This window comes from Sphingomonas humi, from assembly GCF_039536725.1.
Taxonomy (GTDB): domain Bacteria; phylum Pseudomonadota; class Alphaproteobacteria; order Sphingomonadales; family Sphingomonadaceae; genus Sphingomicrobium; species Sphingomicrobium humi.
This window is the reverse complement of the sequence record NZ_BAAAZD010000001.1, coordinates 1,243,199-1,263,633: the sequence shown is the minus strand read 5'-3', so window position 1 is coordinate 1,263,633 and position 20,435 is coordinate 1,243,199. Positions and strand designations below refer to the sequence as shown.

Genomic DNA, 20,435 nt, shown 5'->3' with positions numbered 1-20,435 from the left:
ACGATGCTCGACTTCGAACGGGACGGACGCGACTGGCCGCTTCGCGAGCATAGCCGCTTCGTCGATGCCGGAGGGTTGAAGTGGCACGTCCAGCTCTTCGGGTCAGGCCCGCCGCTCTTGCTCCTCCACGGCACCGGCGCCAGCAGCCATAGCTGGCGCGACGTCGCCCCGCTGCTTGCTGGCAAGCACCAGCTCATGATCCCCGACCTTCCCGGCCACGCCTTCACCCGCGGAGCGTTGGCGGGCGGGCCGACCCTCGACGCCATGGCGGAGGCGCTCGCCGCCCTCCTCGCCGCCCTCGGCACACCCAAGCCCCGCGTGGTCGGTCACAGCGCGGGCGCCGCCATCGCCTGCCGCATGGCCATTGCCGGCACCGTCACCGGGCCGATCGTCGCCTTCTGCCCCGCCCTGCTCCCGATGGGCGGAAGCGCCGCGCCCCTGTTCGGCAGCTTTGCGCGAATGCTGTTCCTAAACCCGCTGGCGATCGGCATCTTCGCCTCGGTCGCCCGCTCGCCGGGCCAGGTCGAACGCTTCCTCGAACGGGCCACCGGCTCGCACCTCGATGCCCGCGGCACCGCGCTCTACCAGCGCCTGTTCGCCGATCCCGACCATCTTCGCGGCACCATCGCGATGATGGCCAACTGGCGTCTCGAACCGCTCGAACGCGCGCTTCCGCACCTGCCTGTGCCTTTGTCCATCGTGCATGGCGCGGGCGATCGTGCGATTGCCGCCAACGATGTTCGCCGCGTCGCCCGGCTGGCCCGGGCCGAACTGGAGATGGTGCCGGTCCTCGGCCACCTCCTCCACGAGGAACGGCCCGAAATCGCGGCGGCGCGGATCATGGCGGGAGAGCAGGCATGACGAATTACGGCTGGGTCGAAGTGGTGTTCGTCGCCATCATCGCGCTCGGGATCGGCGGCTGGCAGCTCGTCTCCATCAACCGCGAAATCGCCCGCGACCGCGCCCGGAAGGACGACGAGAAAAGCTAGGCGCGCCGCGGCATCTTGTAGGGCAGCATCCACTGCACGATCGGTGAGCGGAAGCGATCGAGCGACAGGCTCTCGTGCATCGCCACCACTTCCTGCCCGAACAACCGGCTTGCCACTGCCGAGCGCGCGTAGAAGGGCGAATCCTCGAATGTCCGCACCACTCGCGCATGCCCCCGGTCGGCACGCGTCCGCCGCCCCATCAGCCAGCGCGTCGCCGGTAGAGGCGCCCCGAGCGGAAGCGCTTCCTCGCTCGCCCGGCCCTGAGCATCGAACCGCAGGGCCGACGCGAAGGTCGACCCGTCGCGCCGCACGCCCTCGTACAGCACCGCCGCCTCGCGCCCGAGATGCGCGCGCGACCATTGCCAGTCGGCGAACCCCTCCTCCAGCGCCTCGCTGCCGCTGTTGGCATCGAGATAACCGCTCCCGCTCCAGCTCACCCCCGGCTGCTCCATCTCGACCCGCACCCGTGCCCGCGGCGCGATCGACCGCCACATGTGCCTGCCCGCGGGATCGAGCGCGAAGCGCTGCCCGCTCCACAGCTCGGGCTCGATCACCACCCGCCCGCGCACGGGGGGATGGTAGGGAACGCCAAGCCAGATCGCCTTCTCCTCGATGTCGATGATCATCCGGTCGCCGTTCCAGCGCACGAGGCTGTCGCCGACCGCAAGATGATCGGCGCCGCGCGCGACGCTCGACGCTCCGCGCTCGGTCATCGTCCAGCGTGCCCCACGCGGGCCGTAGAGCGCGACGTTGATGCAGGCATGATCGATCGGATCGCCCCGCCCGCTCTTCTTGTAATAAGGGGAGAAGACCGACCCCAGGAAAGCGATGATGGTCAGCCCGAAGGCACCGCAGTCGGAGAGGGCATCGACATACCACCAGGCATAGCCACCGGCCGGAACGTCCTGGTCGAAGCCAAGTCCTTCAGCACTTGTCCCGCGGCCAGGCGTCCGGACAAGGCCGCCATCGGAACGCCCGCGCCCGGATGGGTGCTCCCGCCCGCGCAATAAAGCCCAGGGATCCTCGTGCGGGCGCTCTGCCGGAGGAAGGAGGCCGCCCACCCGTGCGAGGCCCGTCCATAAAGGGCCCCACCCGTCGACGGGAACCGCCCCGCGAAGTCCGCCGGGGTCGTTACCAGCGGCTCGGCCAGCGGCTCTACCGTCAAACCGCAGCGGCTGAGCCGCTCCCACATCGCGGCTCCACATGCATCGCTCTCCTTGGGTCCATAAGGATGGGTGTCGCCGTTCGCCGGCGCATTGACGATGATCTGCAAGCGCTCGCCGTCGGCAGGCGCGTCGCCCGGCCGATCGATCGCGCACACGTAAGCGGTCGGGTTCCGGGCGAGCTGTCCCTGCTCGAGCGCCGCGAACTCCGCGCGATAGTCGGGCGAGAAGAACACATTGTGCCGGTCGAGCGGGAAGCCCCCGGTCTTTGCCTTGACCAGCCAGGTCATCGCCGACAGCGACCGGCGCTTCGGCGGCACGGCACGCACTCCGCCGCGGCCCGCTCTTCCGAACGCGCCGGACGCGATCGCCGCCGGATCGGCATTGGCGATCACGCTGTCGGCGCGGATCACCTCGCCGCTCTCCAGCCGCACGCCCGCCGCACGGCCGCGCTCGACCAGGATCTCGCTCACCGCCTCGCCAAACCGCAGCCGCGCGCCCTGCTCGCGCGCCAGTTGCGCCAGCGCTTCGGCCAGCGCGCTCAGGCCACCTTCGATCAGCCACACGCCCATCGCCTCGACATGCGCGATCAGCATCAGGGTGGCGGGCGCCCGGAACGGCGAGGAACCGCAATAGGTGCTGTAGCGCCCGAACAATTGCTGCAGCCGCGGATCGCGGAAGTGTCCGCCAAGCGCGCTCCACAGGCTCTCGTAGGGCCGGATCGCCCGCAGCGCGCCCAGCCGCCACAAGCCGATTCGCCACATCAGCATCGGCGGATAGACCCGGCTGTTCCGCATAAAGCTCTGGTCGAGGATGTCGTGGATGCGCTGGGCCTCGGTCCGGAACGCGCGATAGCCCCGCGCCGCCTCCGCACCCGCGAACTCCCCGATTGCATCCTCGCTGCGCCGGGGGTCGGCGAACAGGTCGAGTCGCTCGCTCGCGCTCCACGCATGGCGCGCGACCAGATCGGCCTGGCGGATGGTGCAACGCTGGCTGAGGTCCGCGCCCGCTTCGGCGAAGAACGCCTCGAACACGTCCTTGCAGGTGAAGACCGTCGGCCCGGCATCGACGGCCACACCCCCGACCTCCTGCCGCCGCACCTTGCCCCCGGCGTGCGCATCCTTTTCGACGAGGGTGACCGCCACGCCCCTGGCGGCGAGCAACACGGCACTGGCAAGGCCACCGATACCGGCGCCGATCACCACCACCTGCCCAGGCCTTGCCATGTCCGCCTCCATTGACGCGCAGCCTAACATGTGTCCAAGCTCATGGACAGCAGCAAGGAACAAGCGTGCTTGACAGCAAGCGTCCGATCCCGCGCGACCAAGCGGGCCGGCATCCCGGCCTGGCGCTGGCCCAGTGGCGCAACCGGCTGATCGCATCACCCCGCTTCCAGGCGCTCGCCCAGCGGCTGCTTCCCGGCCGCTGGATCGCCAGGCGTCACGCTCGCCGCCTGTTCGATCTCACCGCGGGCTTCGTCTACAGCCAGGTCACCGCCGCGCTGGTCGAAAGCGGGCTCCTGCGCACCCTTGCGGATATGCCGCTCACCCTCGACCAGGCCGCCGGCGCCGCCTGCCTGACTCCGCACGCGACTCGCACCCTGCTCCTTGCCGCCGCCTCGCTCGACCTGACGCAGCACGTGGGGGAACACTGGACGCTCGGCGTGCGCGGCGCGGCGCTCGTCGCCACCCCGGGCCTTGAAGCGATGATCCGCCACCACCGCCTCTTCTATGCCGACCTTGCCGACCCGCTGGCGCTGCTGCGCGGAAGCGGCGGCGGCGCGCTCGCAAGCCTGTGGGACTATGCCCCCGGAAGCGATCCCGCCGACGCGCGCACCTATTCCGAACTGATGAGCGCGACCCAGCCGATGGTCGCCGCGCAGGCACTCGCCGCCTACCGATTCGCCCGCCACCGGCGCCTGCTCGACATCGGCGGCGGCTCCGGCGCCTTTCTCCGCGCGGTCGGCGAGAGCGTGCCGGGCCTTGCACTCGGCCTGTTCGATCGCCCGCAAGTGATCGCGGCGACCGCCGCCGAGGATGGGATCGCCCGCCACCCGGGTGACTTCCGGCACGATCCCCTCCCCGCCGGCTACGACCTCCACAGCCTGGTCCGCGTGCTTCACGACCATGACGACGAGCCCGCGCTCGCCATCCTGGCCGCGAGTCGCGCGGCGCTTTCGCCCGGCGGGCGGCTGCTGATCGTCGAACCCATGGCGGCGCCCGGCAAGGCACCGGAAGGCCACGCTTATTTCGGTCTTTACCTTACCGCCATGCGCTCGGGCCGTCCGCGCACCCCGGACGAGATCCGGGCGATGCTTCGCGCCGCGGGATTCTCCAAGTCAGTCCAGCGGCCTACGCCCCTTCCGCTGGTCGCCAGCTGCCTCGTCGCCACCGTCTGACGTCTACCTCGCTTGACAACAAATAGTGTCAAGCGCAGAAGACACATGGGGGAAGTCGGCGCTGCGATATCTTTTGTAGCGACGGTCGTCCCCTCAGGAATTGCTGTTGGACGCACTGGCCGTCATCATCGAGGCACCCGAGCGGATCGCGCTTCGCGAACTCGCGCTCGATCCGATGGGCGACGGCGACGTTCTGGTCGATGTCGCCTGGAGCGGGATCAGCAGCGGCACCGAAAAGCTCCTGTGGTCGGGCGCCATGCCGCCCTTCCCCGGCCTCGGCTATCCGCTGGTTCCAGGCTACGAATCGGTCGGCCGCATCGTCGATGCCGGAAGCGACGCCAGTTCGCGCATCGGTGAGTGGGTCTTCGTCCCCGGCGCCCGCTGCTACCGCGACGCGCACGGCCTGTTCGGCGGCACCGCCCGCCGCCTGATCGTCCCCGCCGCCCGCGCCCTTTCGGTGCCCGAGAAGCTTGGACAGGACGGCATCCTCCTCGCGCTTGCGGCGACTGCCTCGCACCTCCTCGAAGGTGGCCCGGCGCCCGAACTGATCGTGGGTCACGGCGTTCTCGGCCGCCTGATCGCCCGCCTCACCATCGCCTGCGGCGCTCCGCCGCCCACCGTGTGGGAAGCCGACCCGCTTCGCGCTGGCGGTGCCGAAGGCTATACCGTCACCACGGCCGAGGCCGACGAGCGCCGCGATTACCGCGTCATCGTCGACGTGACCGGCGACTCCGCCCTGCTCGACACCCTGATCGGCCGCCTCGCCCCGCAGGGCGAACTCGTGCTCGGCGGCTTCTACGCCGCGCCGGTCCGCTTCGCCTTTCCGCCCGCCTTCATGCGTGAAGCGCGCCTGCGCATCGCCGCCGAATGGCAGCCCGACGACCTCGCCGCCGTCCGCACGCTGGTCGATACCGGCCGCCTGTCGCTTGCCGGCCTGATCAGTGACGTCCGCCCCGCCGAAGAGGCCGCGGACGCCTACCCTTACGCTTTCGCCGACCGCCGCTGTCTCAAGATGGTGCTCGACTGGAGAGGATGGCCTTGATGCTCGACCACCACGAGACGCTCCGTGAGGAAGCCGCGCACGAACCCGATCCGGTTCACACCGCCGAACCCACCAGCAAGACGCAGATCATCGCCATCTACGGCAAGGGCGGCTCGGGCAAGAGCTTCGCGCTCGCTAACCTCAGCTACATGATGGCCCAGCAGGGCAAGCGCGTGCTGCTGATCGGCTGCGATCCCAAGTCAGACACCACCAGCCTCCTGTTCGGCGGCAAGTCGACCCCGACCATCATCGAAACCAGCTCGGCCAAGAAACTGGCGGGCGAGGAAGTCGGGATCGAAGACGTCTGCTTTCAGCGCGATGGCGTGTTCGCGATGGAGCTTGGCGGACCCGAGGTCGGCCGCGGCTGCGGCGGGCGCGGCATCATCCACGGCTTCGAAACGCTCGAGAAGCTGGGCTTCCACGAATGGGGGTTCGACTACGTCCTGCTCGACTTCCTGGGTGACGTGGTGTGCGGCGGCTTCGGCCTGCCGATCGCCCGCGACATGTGCCAGAAGGTCATCGTCGTCGCTTCGAACGACCTCCAGTCGCTCTACGTCGCCAACAACGTCTGCAAGGCGGTGGAATATTTCCGCAAGCTCGGTGGCAACGTCGGCGTGGCGGGCATGATCCTCAACAAGGACGACGGCACGGGCGAAGCCAATGCCTTTGCCGAAGCCGTCGGAATCCCGGTCCTGACCGCGATCCCCGCCAACGAAGACATCCGCAAGAAGAGCGCCAACTACCAGATCATCGGCATGCCCGGCGGTCAGTGGGGCAGCCTGTTCGAGGAACTGGCGGAAAATGTCGCGACGGCCCCGCCGCTGCGCCCGACCCCGCTCGACCAGGACGGCCTGCTCGGCCTGTTCAGCGCCGACATCACCGGTGCCGACTATTCGCTCAAGCCTGCCACCCAGGCCGACATGCGCAGCGCGGACTTCGTGCCGAAGGCCAGCCTCGAGGTCATTTATGACACGATCTGAGGGGCGCGCCTGATGGACTATGTCGCGCCCACCTCGCGCGAGCTCGACCGTATCGAGGTCGAGCCGACCGCCGCCGACAGCGGTTCCGGCTGCCATGCCGGGGCCGAGCGTCTGCACGCGGAAGCGACGGCCGCCGGCAAGGGCGAGCTGCTCGAAGGTTTCGCGCGCGATTATCCCAAGGGCCCGCACGACCAGCCGCAGAGCATGTGCCCGGCGTTCGGCTCCTTGCGCGTCGGACTTCGCATGCGTCGCACCGCGACCATCCTCTCGGGCTCGGCCTGCTGCGTTTACGGCCTGACCTTCACCTCGCATTTCTACGGCGCCAAGCGCAGCGTCGGCTACGTTCCCTTCAGCTCGGAGACCCTGGTCACCGGCAAGCTGTTCGAGGACATCCGCGACGCGGTGCACGAGATCGCCGATCCGGCGCTCTACGACACCATCATCGTCACCAACCTCTGCGTCCCCACCGCTTCGGGCGTCCCGCTGCAGCTCCTCCCCAAGGAGATCAACGGCGTCCGCGTGGTCGGGATCGACGTTCCGGGCTTCGGTGTCCCCACCCATGCCGAGGCCAAGGACGTGCTCGCCGGCGCGATGCTCGCCTTCGCCCGCGCCGAGGCCGCCGCCGGCCCGGTCGCGCTCCCGCGTGAACGGTCGGACCGCCCAACCATCACCTTGCTGGGTGAGATGTTCCCGGCCGATCCCGTGGTCATCGGCCAGCTGCTCGCCCCGCTTGGGCTTGCCGCCGGTCCGGTCGTCCCGACCCGCGAATGGCGCGAACTCTATGGCGCGCTCGATTGCGCCGCGGTTGCGGCCATCCATCCCTTCTACACCGCCAGCGTGCGCGAATTCACCGCTGCCGGCCGCTCCGTCGTCGGCTCGGCGCCGGTCGGCGCCGACGGCACCGCCGCCTGGCTCGACGCGATCGGCAATGCGTGCGGGATCGCCGCCGACAAGGTCGCCGCGGCCAAGAACGCGATCCTGCCCGCCATCCGCGGGGCGCTCGCCGCCATGCCGATCAAGGGCCGCGTCACCGTCTCGGGCTATGAAGGCTCCGAACTGCTGGTCGCCCGGCTGCTGATCGAAAGCGGCGCCCACGTCCCCTATGTCGGCACCGCCTGCCCGCGCACCCAGTGGTCGGACCCCGACCGCGAATGGCTCGAGGCGCACGGCGTCCGCATCAACTATCGCGCCAGCCTCGAACAGGATCTCGCCGCGGTCGAGGAATATGGCCCCGACCTCGCGATCGGCACCACGCCGGTGGTCCAGCACGCCAAGGCCAAGGGCATGCCCGCGCTCTACTTCACCAACCTCATCTCGGCCCGTCCGCTGATGGGTCCGGCCGGCGCCGGCAGCCTCGCCACGGTGATCAACGCCGCGATTGCCGGCAAGGATCGCATGGCCTCGATGAAGTCCTTCTTCGAAGGCGTCGGCGAAGGCCACACGGCGGGCATCCACGAAGAGCTTCCGGTCGACCGCCCCGACTTCAAGGCGCGCTACGCCGCCCGCCGGATCGCCGCCGCCAAGGCCAGCGAGGCGATCGGCTCATGACCCTGATCCTCGATCATGACCGCGCCGGCGGTTACTGGGGCGCGGTCTACGCCTTTACCGCGGTCAAGGGACTGCAGGTGGTGATCGACGGCCCCGTCGGCTGCGAGAATCTGCCGGTCACCTCGGTGCTCCACTACACCGACGCGCTTCCCCCGCATGAGCTTCCGATCGTCGTCACCGGCCTGTCCGAACAGGAACTCGGCCGCGACGGCACCGAAGGCGCGATGAAGCGGGCGTGGGCGACCCTCGATCCCGACCTCCCCAGCGTCGTCGTGACCGGCTCGATCGCCGAGATGATCGGCGGCGGCGTCACGCCCGAAGGCACCAGCATCCAGCGCTTCCTCCCGCGCACCATCGACGAGGACCAGTGGCAGTCCGCCGACCGCGCACTCGCGTGGCTGTGGACCCAGTTCGGACCCAAGAAGGTTCCCGGGCCCAAGAAGCTCAAGGATGGCGACAAGCCCCGGGTCAACATCATCGGCCCGATGTACGGCACCTTCAACATGCCCTCTGACCTGGCGGAAATCCGCCGCCTGGTCGAAGGCATCGGCGCCGAGGTCAATTGCGTCTTCCCGCTCGGCACGCACCTGGCGGATATCCGCAAGCTCGCCGACGCCTCGGTCAACATCTGCATGTACCGCGAATTCGGCCGCAAGCTCTGCGAGGAGCTCGACCGTCCGTATCTCCAGGCGCCGATCGGGCTGACCTCGACCACCCTGTTCCTGGAACAGCTGGGCGAACTCCTCGGGCTTGATCCGCAGCCGTTCATCGCGCGCGAAAAGCACACCACGATCAAGCCCTTGTGGGACCTGTGGCGCTCGGTCACCCAGGATTTCTTCGGCACGGCAAGCTTCGGTATCCACGCCAACGACACCTACGCCCGCGGCATCCGCGCCTTTCTCGAAGGCGACATGGGCCTTCCTTGCAGCTTCGCCTTCTCCCGCCGCGCCGGGGTCAAGCCCGACAACCAGGCAGTGATCGATGCCATCCGCACGGCGCCGCCGTTGGTCGTCTTCGGCAGCTTCAACGAGCGCATGTACCTTGCCGAAGCCGGCTCCCGCGCGACGTTCATCCCGGCCAGCTTCCCGCTGCCGATCATCCGCCGCCACACCGGCACCCCCTTCATGGGCTATGCCGGCGCGACCTACCTCGTCCAGGAGGTCTGCAACGCCCTTTTCGACGCGCTTTTCCACATCCTGCCCGGCGCGTCCCAGCTCGACCGGGTCGAGGCGACCCCGACCCGCGGCCTGTCCGAACTGCAATGGGAAGAAGCCGCGCGCCTGAAACTGCAGGCGATCGTCGATGCCCAGCCCGTGCTGGTCCGGATCTCCGCCGCCAAGAAACTGCGCGACGCCGCCGAACGCGCGGCCCGCTCGGCGGGCGAACGGATGGTCACCGCCGACCGGCTTGCCGACACCTTGATGGAGCTCGCCTCGTGAGCGGCTCCGTACACCCCTTCGCCTGGGCGACCAGGCACCCAAGCTTCGCTGACGGCAACGCCAGCGGAGGAAGCCGCCCGATGGCGTTCGCGCCTCCTTCTTCGGGAACGGGCAAAATGGAGAGCGACGCATGAGCGACACAAGAGAGCGCGATGATCGCTTCGGTCCGGGAACCTACCTGACCCCGGAGGAAGCGAAGGAATTTCACAAGATCTTCGTCAGCAGTTTCCTGCTGTTCACGGCGATCGCCATTATCGCCCACGTCCTAGCCTGGATGTGGCGGCCCTGGCTCCCCGGTGAGGCAGGCTATGGTGCTTCCGCAATGATCGACACGGGCCATGCGTTGGCCAGCGTCGCTCTGACCCTCTTCAGCTAAGGAGCCCTGCCATGTGGAGAATCTGGCTGATCTTCGATCCGCGCCGCACCCTGGTGGCGCTGTTCACCTTCCTGTTCGTGCTTGCACTGCTGATTCACTTCATCCTGCTCAGCACGGACCGGTTCAACTGGCTTGACGGTCCTCGCAGCCAGGGCGCCATGGCGGCTCCGGCCGCGGCGGCAGCCCCGGTGGCGGCCCCGGTCGCAGCTCCGGCTGCCCCGGCGCAATAAGCCGAACACTGCACCTCGAAGGAAGCTGGGCGGCGGCGGGCCGTTTAGCCCAGCTCTCCTTCGCGGGGCACCACTTCTAGATCCTGCCCAAATCAGGGCGCGAACGGGAGCGCTGACCCATGATCCTCAGTTACGAGCGCAAATACCGGGTCCGCGGCGGCACGCTGCTTGGCGGCGACCTGTTCGACTTCTGGGTTGGCCCCTTCTACGTCGGCTTCTTCGGCGTGCTGGGCGCCTTCTTCACCATGCTCGGCACCGGGCTCATCCTGTGGGGGGCCGCGATCGGCCCGACCTGGAACCCGTGGCTGATCTCGATCGCCCCACCCGACATCAGCTACGGCCTGGCGCTTGCGCCGCTGCGCGAAGGCGGGCTGTGGCAGATCATCACCTTCTGCGCGATCGGATCGTTCAGCTGCTGGGCGCTGCGCGAGGTCGAAATCTGCCGCAAGCTCGGCATCGGCTACCATGTCCCGGTCGCCTTCAGCTTCGCCATCTTCGCTTATGTCAGCCTGGTGGTGATCCGGCCCTTCCTGCTCGGGGCGTGGGGCTACGGCTTCCCGTACGGCATCTTCAGCCACCTCGATTGGGTCAGCAACACCGGCTACCAGTATCTGCACTTCCACTACAATCCGGCGCACATGCTGGCGGTGAGCTTCTTCTTCACCACCACCCTCGCGCTTGCGATGCACGGCGGTGCGGTGCTGTCGGCGGTCAACGTGCCCGGCGACGAGCCGGTCAAGACGCCCGAATATGAAGACAGCTTCTTCCGTGACCTGATCGGCTATTCGATCGGCACGCTCGGCATCCACCGCCTCGGCCTGCTGCTGGCGCTGAACGCCGGCTTCTGGAGCGCGGTCTGCATCATCATCTCGGGCCCCTTCTGGACCCGCGGCTGGCCCGAATGGTGGACCTGGTGGCTCAACCTGCCGATCTGGTCGTGATGGGGGAGATTTAAGCGATGGGCGCCTATCAGAACATCTTCACCCAGGTGCAGCTCCGGGCCAAGCCCGAATATGGAGCGCCCCTTCCGGTCGGCAACGATCCGCGTGTCGGCAGCGGCGGCTACCATTACTGGCTGGGCAAGCTGGGCGCGGCGCAGGTCGGCCCCTTCTACCTCGGCAAGCTTGGTCTCGCCTCGCTGATCTGCGGCTTCCTCGCCTTCGAGATCATCGGCCTCAACATGTGGGCCAGCGTCAACTGGGACCCGGTGCAGTTCGTCCGCCAGCTGCCCTGGCTCGCGCTCGAGCCGCCGGGGCCGCAATGGGGCTTCTCGCCGTTCGTTCCGCTGGCGCAGGGTGGCTGGTGGATCATCACCGGCTTCTTCCTGACCTGCTCGGTGCTTTTGTGGTGGGCCCGCACCTACCGCCGCGCCCGCGCGCTCGGCATGGGAACCCACGTCGCCTGGGCCTTCGCCTCGGCCATCTGGCTGTTCCTGGTCCTGGGCTTCATCCGCCCCGCGCTGATGGGCAGCTGGTCCGAAGCCGTTCCGTTCGGCATCTTCCCGCACCTCGATTGGACCGCGGCCTTCTCGATCCGCTACGGCAACCTCTTCTACAATCCGTTCCACGCGCTTTCGATCGCGTTCCTCTATGGTTCGACCCTGCTGTTCGCCATGCACGGCGCGACCATCCTCGCCGTCAGCCGGTATGGCGGTGAGCGCGAGATCGAGCATATCACCGATCGCGGCACCGCACTGGAGCGGGCCGCCTTGTTCTGGCGCTGGACGATGGGTTTCAACGCGACCATGGAATCGGTGCACCGCTGGGCCTGGTGGTTCGCCGTGCTGACCACGCTGACCGGCGGGATCGGGATCCTGCTGACCGGCACCGTCGTCGACAACTGGTACCTGTGGGCGCAGGAGCATCACTACGCTCCTTCCTATCCCGCGACCAACGTCGCCGATCCGTCGCTGCAGCCGCTGAACGCCCCCTATGATCCGGCGGCGCTGGCCCCGGCCAGCCCGGCCGCTCCGGCAACCTCCGGCGGCCTCCCGGTCGGCGACGCTGCCGGCCCGCCTCCGGCCGCCGCCATGCAGCCCACCGACGTTCCGACGCCCGCGGCGCCGGTCCCGGCCCGCTGAGGAGCTGAAGCCATGACCAACCTCCGCCTCCTCGCCGGTGTCCTCCCGCTTCTGGGGCTGACCGCCTGCGAACTCGGGTCCAAGCAGTCGCAGCAGACCGGCTACCGCGGCACGGGCATGCAGCAGGTGACCGACGTCAGCTCGATCAAGGCTGCGGCGGTGATCCCGGCGCCGCCCTATCCGCTGTCCCCGGCCGCCGCGTCGGGTCCCAAGATCCAGGGCCAGAATATCCAGGTGCTGAACAACCTCTCCGAGGAACAGTTCGGCCACCTGATGAGCTCGATCAGCCTGTGGGTCGCGGGCGATGCGGCCAATTGTCAATATTGCCACAACCCCAACAACATGGCCGACGACAGCATCTACACCAAGCGGGTCGCTCGCCAGATGCTCAAGATGACCCTGTCGCTGAACTCGCAATGGTCGAACCATACGGGGCAGACGGGCGTCACCTGCTACACCTGTCACCGCGGCCAGCCGGTCCCGCAATATAATTGGAGCCCGCAGGCGGCGGGCAACGACATGTCGATCCGCGGCAACAAGCGCGGGCAGAACACGCCCGACGCCAACGTCGGCTATGCCTCGCTTCCGAACGACGTGTTCAAGCAATATCTCGGCGGCAATGCGGAAACCGTCCGCGTGCAGTCGAACAGCGCCTATCCCGGCACCCAGCACCTGACCACGCGCAATGGCGAAGACAGCTACGCCATCATGATGCACGTCTCAAAGGCGCTTGGCGTCAATTGCACCTTCTGCCACAACTCGCAGAGCTTCCGCAGCTGGTCGCTGTCGAGCGCGCAGCGGGCGACCGCCTGGTATGGGATCCGCATGGTGCGCGATATCAACGGATCGCACATCCTTCCCCTCGGCCGCGCCGGCGTCTTCCCGCCGAACCGCCTCGGACCGGCGGGCGAACCGCTGCAGGTCAATTGCCTGACCTGTCACCAGGGCGTGAACAAGCCGCTGAACGGCCAGTCGATGATCAAGGATTATCCGTATCTGCGCCCCGCCGGCTACGTGCCGCGCCCCGCCCCCGCGGCAGAGCAGGCCGTCATCCAAGCCCTGCGTCAGCCGGGCGCGATGACCGACAACGTCGGCGCGCCTGGCAACAAGCCGAACCCGGTCGACCAGCCGGCGCGATAAGGGTCGATAATCCGGGCCCGGCCACGAAGCTTTCCGGCTTCGGCCGGGCCTCGGAAGTGATGGTAGCTCCCTGAACATGCCGCGATCCTTGCAGCGCCGGGGCGACGACCGCCCAAGGTTAAGTTGTAGCGGCTCCGTAACGTGAATGACGTAGAGGCCGGCGCGTGAGCGTCATCATCTATCACAATCCTGCCTGCGGCACTTCGCGCAACACACTCGCCATGATCCGTGCAAGCGGGGTCGAACCTGTTATCGTCGCGTATCTGACGACGCCCCCCAACCGCGAGGAGATACGCGACCTGGCGCGCCGCTCAGGAATTCCGCTCCGCGATCTTCTGCGCGAAAAAGGCACGCCGTTCGCCGATCTCGGGCTCGACGATCCGTCGCTCAGTGATGAGCAGTTGCTCGACGCGATCGAGCTGCACCCGGTCCTTCTGAACCGTCCCATCGTGACGAGCGGCAAGGGCGTGCGCCTGTGCCGCCCGTCGGAGAAGGTGCTCGATCTGATCCCGCCACTTCCCGAAGATTTCATCAAGGAAGACGGCGAGAAGGTGAAAAAGGCTTGAGCCCAGCGCTGTCTCGTCGTGCCGCTGCCGAAGCGCTTGGAAGTTTCTTCCTGTTCGCGACTGTGATCGGCTCCGGCATCATGGCCGAACGTCTCGCCAGCGGAAACGTGGCAGTAGCGCTGATGGGCAACACGGTCGCGACCGGCGCGATGTTGTTCGCCCTGATCGGCTGGCTCGGACCCATCAGCGGCGCGCACCTGAATCCGGCGGTGAGCCTGGTTGCCGCATTTCGTCGGGAACTCAGCGGACGCGACCTTGTCCCTTACCTCCTGGCGCAACTCGGAGGCGGGATTGTGGGCGTTATCACCGCCAATCTGATGTTCGACATGCCGGCAATCGCCGTGGCGACCAAGGTCCGCGGCGGACCTGGACAATGGCTCGGCGAGGCAGTCGCCACCTTCGGCCTGATTCTCACTATTCTAGGCACGGTCCGCTACCGTGAACGTCACGTGCCCGCGGCGGTCGCCCTATATATCGTCGCGGCCTACTGGTTCACCTCGTCTACCAGCTTTGCCAATCCCGCCATCACGGTAGCGCGCAGCCTCTCTGACAGCTTCGCGGGCATTTCACCCGGATCTGTCCCCTTGTTCATCGTTGCCCAGCTGCTCGGCGCAGCGGCAGCGGCCTGGGTAGCCAAGGGCTTAATCGACCGGGATCGCTAAGGTCCGATTGGGCCGAAAGCAGACATTCGCGGCCTGCTTACCTAAGCGCCTGCCACGGGCCTCGAACGGCGGTTGGAAGCAGCCCGGGCTCAGCGCCGCGTCGGCGGGACGTCCGTCGTGCCCTGGGCATTCTCCCGGGCGCGGCGTTCGTCCAGCATGCGGCCTTTCTCGCCGTCCATCGGATGACGGTTCTGCGGCTTGCGCAGGAACCAGATTAGCGCGACCGCGGCGATCACGAAGGCGGCGATCAACAGGAACAGGTTGTTCGAGGCCAGATAGTCGGAAGTGTTCATGGCAAAACTCGCTCTCTTTTGAGGAGGTTACGCCATGAACGAACGGGCGGCCACGAAGCTCCTGATGGACCTTGGGCCCCATGATGGAAGGCGGCGGCCGCGAATGGGCTGTCCTACAGCAGCACAATGTGCCAGATAGGTGAGATGTGGATCGACAGTTTTGCGAACGGCTCAGGCGGCGCTATACCAAGGCCGCCCCATGACGCCGGCGCTCGGCGCGTGACAGGGTCGCCGACCCTGTCAACTTCGACAACTTAGCCCCGGGCGGCGCCGCTCAGGCGGCGACGGAAATCCTGCTCAGGGCGCAGCGCGACCAGATCTCGCTCAGCGCCTCGACCAGCCGGTCGATGTCCTCAGCGGTATGCACCGGCGAGGGCGTGATGCGCAGCCGCTCGGTCCCGCGCGGGACGGTCGGATAGTTGATCGGCTGGACGTAGATCCCATGCTCCTCGAGAAGCCAGTCGCTGATCTGCTTGCAGTGCACGGGGTTGCCGACCATCACCGGGATGATGTGGCTGTCATTGTCGAGCACTGGGATGCCGACCGCTTTCAGCCGCGCCCGGACGGTCGCGACGCGATCCTGCTGCCCCTGCCGCTCGGCCGAGCTTTCCTTGAGGTGACGGATGCTCGCCGTCGCCCCCGCCGCCAGCGCGGGCGGCAAAGCGGTGGTGAAGATGAACCCGCTCGAAAAGCTCCGGACGAAGTCGCACAGCGCCGACGAGGCCGCGATATAGCCGCCGAGCACGCCATAGGCCTTGCCCAGCGTGCCCTCGATCACCGTGATCCGGTCCATCAGCCCCTCGCGCTCGGCGATGCCGGCGCCGCGGGGACCGTAGAGGCCGACGGCATGGACTTCATCGATGTACGACATGGCGCCATGCGCCTCGCAGACGTCGAGGATCTCGGCGATCGGCGCGATGTCGCCGTCCATCGAATAGACACTCTCGAAGGCGACCAGCTTGGGCTGATCCTTGGGCAGCGCGGCGAGGCGCCGGTCGAGGTCGCGCCAGTCGTTGTGGGCGAACACCTGCCGCTCGGCGCGGCTGTGGCGGATGCCCTCGATCATCGAGGCATGGTTGCCCGCGTCGGACAGGATGACGACGTTCGGGATCTTGGCGCCAAGCGTCCCGAGCGCGGCCCAGTTGGACACGTAGCCCGAAGTGAACAGAAGCGCCGATTCCTTGCCGTGGAGGTCCGCCAGCTCGCGCTCGAGGAGCACATGCTGGTGCGTCGTCCCGGCGATGTTGCGCGTGCCCCCGGCCCCCGCCCCGCAGCGGTCGAGCGTGTCGTGGATCGCGCCGAGCACCGTGGGATGCTGGCCCATGCCGAGATAGTCGTTGGAGCACCACACGGTTACTTCCGCCGGCCCGTCGTCGGCGTGGCGCCTGGCCTTCGGATAGGCCCCCGCCCGCCGCTCCAGCTCGGCGAAGATGCGATAGCGTCCCTCGCCCTTCAGCTCGTCGAGCGCACCCGCGAAATAGGCTTCATAGTCCATGGCTTGCCCCCAATGCCGAGCGTCCGGCGCGTAAAGTCGATGGTGCCGGCCGCGCCCAGCGCCACAGCGCGCCGTCACGGACCGGAAGAGCGAGGAACAGGAGTTCGAGCGTACCAAGCGCGGCGAGCGCGAACAGCAGGCTTGGCGCCGCGGCCTGCGGACTTGCCAGCGCACGCGATGCGAGGAGGACCGACAGGACGATGCTCGCCCCCAGCATCGCGACCAGCGTCAGGCTCATCCGCCGCGGCCCGTAATAGCTGCGCAGGTGATGAAGGTGCGCCGGCAACAGTTCATCGGTGAGGTTCGGAACCCCGCTGAAGATGGCGAGCTTGGCCGCGAGGCGGAGCGCGAACAGCAGTCCGAACACCGCAGCGCCGGTCTGGTTGGGCATACCCCAGCTCAGCCCCACCAGCATCACGAGGAGCGCGGCGAGCGCCAGTTCGTGCCACAGGAGCGTGGCGGACGCCTGAAGGAAGCGGCGCACTCCCGCGATGCCGGGGTCGGCGCCGATCCGGCGCGGTCCCGCGGCGGCGCCGGTCAGGAAGGCGAATTCCTGCCAGGCCCAGATCGCAAGCGCGGCAAGTGCAGCAGCATAAGCGGCGGGCGCCCCCGGATCGTGCCGGGTCGCAGCCACCACGGCCACCCCGGCAATCGCCGCAAGCGTGGTCCACACCATGGCGGGCCGGTAGGTCGCACGCGGGCGATAGACGAGCCAGACGACCAGCCCCGTGCTCGCGAACCAGGCGATCAGCACCGCCGCGGCGGGAAGGAGATGCCCCGTCAGGCTCACCAGGCGGGCTGCAGCCGGACCGCGGCGGGAAGCGCATGGGTGGCCGGACGCATTAAATACATCCGGGCGAAAGCCAGGCCGGCGCCGATCAGGTGCGGAAGCCGCGCCAGGCCGCGCCGCTTCGACAATTCGCCATGCGCGGTCCGCAGCCGCTCCATCGCCGAACGAAAGCGCGGATCGTCGATCGGCAGTTCAACCGGAAACACCTGCCGGCTGATCTGATTGCAGATGTGGAAGACCTGATAATCATAGTCGGTCGGATCGACCCCGATCGCCTTGTGGAATTCCGGGCGGCCATGATCGCGCACGTACATGGTCGCGTAGACCGACAGCAGGAAGAAGCGGATCCACAACTTGTTGAGGCCGGTCAGCAGCTTGGGATCGGCGCGCATCAACATCGCAAAGGCTTCGCCATGGCGGAATTCGTCCTGGCACCAGCGCTCGAACCAGCTGAAGATCGGGTGAAAGCGAAGCTCGGGATTGCGCTCGAGCTGGCGGTAGATGGCGATGTAGCGCGCATAGCCGATCTTCTCCGACAGATAGACTGCGTAGAAGATGAACTTGGGCCGGAAATAGGTGTACTTCTTGGTCTTGGTCAGGAACCCGAGGTCGATGCCGAGGCCCGCGTCCTTCAGCGTTTCGTTGATGAAGCCGGCGTGGCGGCTTTCGTCGCGCGCAAGGATCTTGAACAGCTTCTTCATGTCCGGGTTGGTGACCCGCTTGGCGATCTCCGCATACAGCACGCAGCCGGAGAATTCACTGGTCAGCGAGCTTACCAGGAAGTCGATGAATTCACGCCGGAGCGGCGCCGGAAGCTGTTCGAGCACGCCGTCGAATTCGTCGCTCTGCTTGAAGTGGCGCTTGTTCTCGTCGCGGTCGAAATCCGCCATCAGCGCGTCCCATTCGGCACGCACCGGGGTGACGTCGATGCGGTCCATCGCCGCGAAATCGGTCGTGTAGAAGCGCGGGGAGAGGACCGTATCCTCGCACGCCTTGGCAAGGCTCTCGTTGGAGGTCTTGATGTGAGCGTGGGCGTTCATGCGAGCCTCCCGGAAGAGAAACTGACTTCGTACAGTTCGGCCATGTCGAAGTAGGCGATCACGTGGGTCCAGGCACGGCGCAGCGGCCCGGCGACCTCGACGGTGGCGGTGCGGTCAATCGTCACGCTCTGTCCGAACGGAACGATCACCGGGTCGCCATGCACCTTGATGCGGTCACCCGGCCCCATCTCCAGCCCGTCGGGCAGTTCGAGATGGGCGTGCAGCGCATCGGCGTCATGCTGGACGGCGATGCGGCACGGCGTGTCGAAACGGGCGGCGCAGAGCAGGCTCACGAGGTCTTTCCCCCAATTGGCAGGAAGCGGGCAAAGGCGGCCCGGTTGGTGGGGCCGAAGGATCCGAGTTCGATGACACGCCCGGTGGTATCGTCGGTCAATGTCAGCGCGCCGTTCGGCCAGGACGACAGGCGGAACGGTGCCGCGGCACCCTGCTGGTGCTGGTAGCGCTCACGGGCGAGGCCGCGCATCACGCCGCGGATGAAGCCACTGCCTTCGGTCCCGATCGCATCGACCAGTTCGCCAGTCCGTCCATCGGTGACGAGGACTCGGCCGTCGGGGCTGTCGGCGAACCGCAGCTGCCGTTCAAACGTCGGCTGCAGATGCTGCTGGACGCGGATCTCGGCGGGGGTCGGATCGGGCGACACCGCGCCGACCCTGACGCCGACCACCAGCAGCAGCGAAAAGATCACCAGCGCGGCCGCGGCCTTCAGCGCCGGCGGCGGGATCATGTTCTCGTGGCTATGGTCTTCGGTCATGCGGTGGCTTCCACGCGGCGAGCGACGCGAACCGGGCGACGAACGGGTGCGACCGATGCGCCCGCGACAATTGCAGGCTCGGCCTCGGCCACTTCGATGTCAACGAGCGCGGCACAGCAGCCATGCAGCAGCCGGGCGATCCTTTCCGCATCGGGGACCGCGCGAAGCATCGGCTCCGGATGGCGGGTGCGCCACGGACGAACGTGCGGCCACAGCAGCGCCCAGGCGATCCGCCCCTTGCCCGCAAGGCGCAGCGCGATGTCACCGCTGCCACCAGTTCCCATGCGAAGGTCGGCGGCGGCGATCTGCTTCAGGGGCAAATTGAAATGCATCGGCAACGCCACGCCGACCCGCAGGACCAGCCGGCGGTCGGTCAGCGTGTAGACGCTGCTGCGGGCCGAGGCCCGGGCGATCAGCGCAAGCACGCCAAGACAGAGCGCGCCGGCGCCAAGCGTCAGCGCAACGCCTTCGAGGCGGCCCATCGCCAGGCCGACGCCGGCAAGCAGGAGAAAATAGAAAGCGACGGCCCTCGCGTGAAAGGCCCCGGCCAGCAGGCGTCCGGTTTCGGGCCGGCCCTGCCAGACGATCGTCTCGCCTTCCGGCAGCGGGCCGGGAAGCCCGCCGAGCTCGTCGGTCAGGCGCTCGCTCACAGCAGGGGCTCCGTGCGGCCCGGCAGGCCGTAAAGGTAGCCGCCACCGAAGTAGCCCACCAGCTGGTCTTCCTCGCGGCGGGTGATCTGGCCGGCGGTGCCGAGCGAGGGAGCGCGGCTGAACTGTTCGGCGCTGATCGCATCGACATGGAAGACGCGCTGCCGGCCCTTCACCGTCCCCATCAGGAACGGCACCTGGACCGTGCGACCGCCGCCGTCGAGCGCGACATCGACATAGCGCACGAGGTGGTCGCTGCGATCGATCCACACGTCGGTGATGGTGCCGGCGACCTTGCCGTCGGCGGCGACCACCGTCATCCCGACGAGGTTCGGATCCTCGCGCGCGATCGACCAGTGGCTGTCGGACGACAGCGGAACGATCCGCGGGCGGCCTTCCATGTCCATGTCAGGATAGTCGGCGCGCTTGACCCATGCCGCCGGGCCGACACCATCGACCAGCGGATCGCCCGTCGGCACGTAAGGCGCGCCGGGGAAGCGGGCGAAGGGCTGGGCACCGACCAGCTCGACCGGCTCGCGGCCCTGTGCCGGGGTGATCGCATAGCCGCGGTCGAACGGCAGCTTGAAGCGCGTGTAGGTGGACGCGGTGAGCGGTCCCCACGCGCTGTCGACCCGTCCGGTGACCGCATCTTCGAGCGGATAGCCTTCGCGGCGATCTTCGCGGCGCAGGTAGACCACCAGCGCGACGAAGAAGGCAACAAAGGCGTAGAAGACGAGCTCCGCGACATCGAGCCGGCCGACGATGATTTCGTGATGCATGGCGTC

The 20,435-nt window shown here is 67.8% G+C and carries 24 protein-coding genes; 14 read left to right on the top strand and 10 right to left on the bottom strand.

The window, feature by feature from the left end; genetic code table 11:
- The first annotated feature begins 3 nt into the window (after window positions 1-3).
- Together bchO and ABD729_RS06360 are read left to right on the top strand one after the other, a co-directional pair.
- Window positions 4-861: an alpha/beta fold hydrolase BchO gene (gene bchO / locus ABD729_RS06365; RefSeq protein WP_344709314.1), complete on the top strand. Its 858-nt coding sequence runs from the start codon at window positions 4-6 to the stop codon at window positions 859-861.
- Window positions 858-989: a hypothetical protein gene (locus tag ABD729_RS06360; RefSeq protein WP_344709313.1), complete on the top strand. Its 132-nt coding sequence runs from the start codon at window positions 858-860 to the stop codon at window positions 987-989. The genes bchO and ABD729_RS06360 overlap by 4 nt, the downstream gene beginning before the upstream one ends.
- On the opposite strand, the gene ABD729_RS06355 is transcribed toward ABD729_RS06360, so the two are convergent.
- Window positions 986-1,702 carry a hydroxyneurosporene dehydrogenase gene (locus ABD729_RS06355; protein WP_344709312.1) on the bottom strand — a complete coding sequence of 239 codons (717 nt, stop codon included), beginning with the start codon at window positions 1,700-1,702 and terminating at the stop codon, window positions 986-988. The genes ABD729_RS06360 and ABD729_RS06355 overlap by 4 nt on opposite strands.
- Window positions 1,703-1,824: 122 nt before the next feature.
- Window positions 1,825-3,378, bottom strand: coding sequence for a 1-hydroxycarotenoid 3,4-desaturase CrtD (gene crtD / locus ABD729_RS06350; RefSeq protein ID WP_344709311.1), 1,554 nt, complete (start codon window positions 3,376-3,378; stop codon window positions 1,825-1,827).
- A gap of 65 nt (window positions 3,379-3,443) precedes the next feature.
- On the opposite strand from crtD, the gene ABD729_RS06345 reads away from it, so the two are divergent.
- The 12 genes from ABD729_RS06345 (at window position 3,444) to ABD729_RS06290 (ending at window position 14,613) form a co-directional block, all read left to right on the top strand.
- Window positions 3,444-4,550, top strand: a complete 1,107-nt coding sequence (locus ABD729_RS06345) for a methyltransferase (protein ID WP_344709310.1) — start codon at window positions 3,444-3,446, stop codon at window positions 4,548-4,550.
- Window positions 4,551-4,656: 106 nt separating this feature from the next.
- Window positions 4,657-5,592, top strand: coding sequence for a chlorophyll synthesis pathway protein BchC (gene bchC / locus ABD729_RS06340; RefSeq protein WP_344709309.1), 936 nt, complete (start codon window positions 4,657-4,659; stop codon window positions 5,590-5,592).
- Window positions 5,592-6,572 carry a chlorophyllide a reductase iron protein subunit X gene (locus ABD729_RS06335; protein WP_425564852.1) on the top strand — a complete coding sequence of 327 codons (981 nt, stop codon included), beginning with the start codon at window positions 5,592-5,594 and terminating at the stop codon, window positions 6,570-6,572. Before bchC ends, ABD729_RS06335 begins: the two co-directional genes overlap by 1 nt.
- Before the next feature lie 12 nt (window positions 6,573-6,584).
- Window positions 6,585-8,120, top strand: coding sequence for a chlorophyllide a reductase subunit Y (gene bchY, locus ABD729_RS06330; RefSeq protein WP_344709307.1), 1,536 nt, complete (start codon window positions 6,585-6,587; stop codon window positions 8,118-8,120).
- Window positions 8,117-9,559, top strand: coding sequence for a chlorophyllide a reductase subunit Z (gene bchZ / locus ABD729_RS06325; protein ID WP_344709306.1), 1,443 nt, complete (start codon window positions 8,117-8,119; stop codon window positions 9,557-9,559). The genes bchY and bchZ overlap by 4 nt, the downstream gene beginning before the upstream one ends.
- Window positions 9,560-9,689: 130 nt before the next feature.
- Complete coding sequence (gene pufB / locus ABD729_RS06320) at window positions 9,690-9,935, top strand: light-harvesting antenna LH1, beta subunit (RefSeq protein WP_344709305.1); 246 nt, start codon at window positions 9,690-9,692, stop codon at window positions 9,933-9,935.
- An 11-nt stretch (window positions 9,936-9,946) separates the two neighbouring features.
- The gene (gene pufA / locus ABD729_RS06315; RefSeq protein ID WP_344709304.1) at window positions 9,947-10,165 is read left to right on the top strand and encodes a light-harvesting antenna LH1, alpha subunit; all 219 of its coding nucleotides are present in this window, start codon (window positions 9,947-9,949) and stop codon (window positions 10,163-10,165) included.
- A 119-nt stretch (window positions 10,166-10,284) separates the two neighbouring features.
- Entirely contained in the window at window positions 10,285-11,106 is an 822-nt protein-coding gene (gene pufL, locus ABD729_RS06310) for a photosynthetic reaction center subunit L (protein ID WP_344709303.1), read from the top strand.
- A 17-nt stretch (window positions 11,107-11,123) separates the two neighbouring features.
- The gene (gene pufM / locus ABD729_RS06305) at window positions 11,124-12,245 is read left to right on the top strand and encodes a photosynthetic reaction center subunit M (protein WP_344709302.1); all 1,122 of its coding nucleotides are present in this window, start codon (window positions 11,124-11,126) and stop codon (window positions 12,243-12,245) included.
- A 12-nt stretch (window positions 12,246-12,257) separates the two neighbouring features.
- On the top strand, window positions 12,258-13,385 hold the full coding sequence (gene pufC, locus ABD729_RS06300) for a photosynthetic reaction center cytochrome PufC (protein ID WP_344709301.1): 1,128 nt from the start codon (window positions 12,258-12,260) through the stop codon (window positions 13,383-13,385).
- A gap of 164 nt (window positions 13,386-13,549) precedes the next feature.
- Window positions 13,550-13,951 carry an arsenate reductase (glutaredoxin) gene (arsC, locus tag ABD729_RS06295; protein WP_344709300.1) on the top strand — a complete coding sequence of 134 codons (402 nt, stop codon included), beginning with the start codon at window positions 13,550-13,552 and terminating at the stop codon, window positions 13,949-13,951.
- A gap of 8 nt (window positions 13,952-13,959) precedes the next feature.
- Entirely contained in the window at window positions 13,960-14,613 is a 654-nt protein-coding gene (locus ABD729_RS06290; RefSeq protein ID WP_344709643.1) for an aquaporin, read from the top strand.
- Between the two features lie 89 nt (window positions 14,614-14,702).
- Here the strand turns inward: ABD729_RS06290 and ABD729_RS06285 are convergent, their stop codons facing one another.
- From ABD729_RS06285 to puhA, 8 genes are all read right to left on the bottom strand, one after another.
- The gene (locus ABD729_RS06285; protein ID WP_344709299.1) at window positions 14,703-14,906 is read right to left on the bottom strand and encodes a hypothetical protein; all 204 of its coding nucleotides are present in this window, start codon (window positions 14,904-14,906) and stop codon (window positions 14,703-14,705) included.
- A gap of 274 nt (window positions 14,907-15,180) precedes the next feature.
- Window positions 15,181-16,401 (bottom strand): 5-aminolevulinate synthase, encoded by a 1,221-nt coding sequence (gene hemA, locus ABD729_RS06280; protein ID WP_344709298.1) that lies wholly within the window; start codon window positions 16,399-16,401, stop codon window positions 15,181-15,183.
- Window positions 16,391-17,191, bottom strand: a complete 801-nt coding sequence (puhE, locus tag ABD729_RS06275; protein ID WP_344709297.1) for a putative photosynthetic complex assembly protein PuhE — start codon at window positions 17,189-17,191, stop codon at window positions 16,391-16,393. The genes hemA and puhE overlap by 11 nt, the downstream gene beginning before the upstream one ends.
- A complete protein-coding gene (acsF, locus tag ABD729_RS06270) occupies window positions 17,188-18,231 on the bottom strand; it encodes a magnesium-protoporphyrin IX monomethyl ester (oxidative) cyclase (protein WP_344709296.1) in 1,044 nt (347 codons plus the stop codon). The genes puhE and acsF overlap by 4 nt, the downstream gene beginning before the upstream one ends.
- Complete coding sequence (locus ABD729_RS06265; protein ID WP_344709295.1) at window positions 18,228-18,524, bottom strand: hypothetical protein; 297 nt, start codon at window positions 18,522-18,524, stop codon at window positions 18,228-18,230. The genes acsF and ABD729_RS06265 overlap by 4 nt, the downstream gene beginning before the upstream one ends.
- Window positions 18,521-19,003 (bottom strand): photosynthetic complex assembly protein PuhC, encoded by a 483-nt coding sequence (gene puhC / locus ABD729_RS06260; RefSeq protein ID WP_344709294.1) that lies wholly within the window; start codon window positions 19,001-19,003, stop codon window positions 18,521-18,523. The genes ABD729_RS06265 and puhC overlap by 4 nt, the downstream gene beginning before the upstream one ends.
- A complete protein-coding gene (gene puhB, locus ABD729_RS06255) occupies window positions 19,000-19,653 on the bottom strand; it encodes a photosynthetic complex putative assembly protein PuhB (RefSeq protein WP_344709293.1) in 654 nt (217 codons plus the stop codon). The genes puhC and puhB overlap by 4 nt, the downstream gene beginning before the upstream one ends.
- Complete coding sequence (gene puhA, locus ABD729_RS06250) at window positions 19,650-20,429, bottom strand: photosynthetic reaction center subunit H (protein ID WP_344709292.1); 780 nt, start codon at window positions 20,427-20,429, stop codon at window positions 19,650-19,652. The genes puhB and puhA overlap by 4 nt, the downstream gene beginning before the upstream one ends.
- Between the last annotated feature and the right edge of the window lie 6 nt (window positions 20,430-20,435).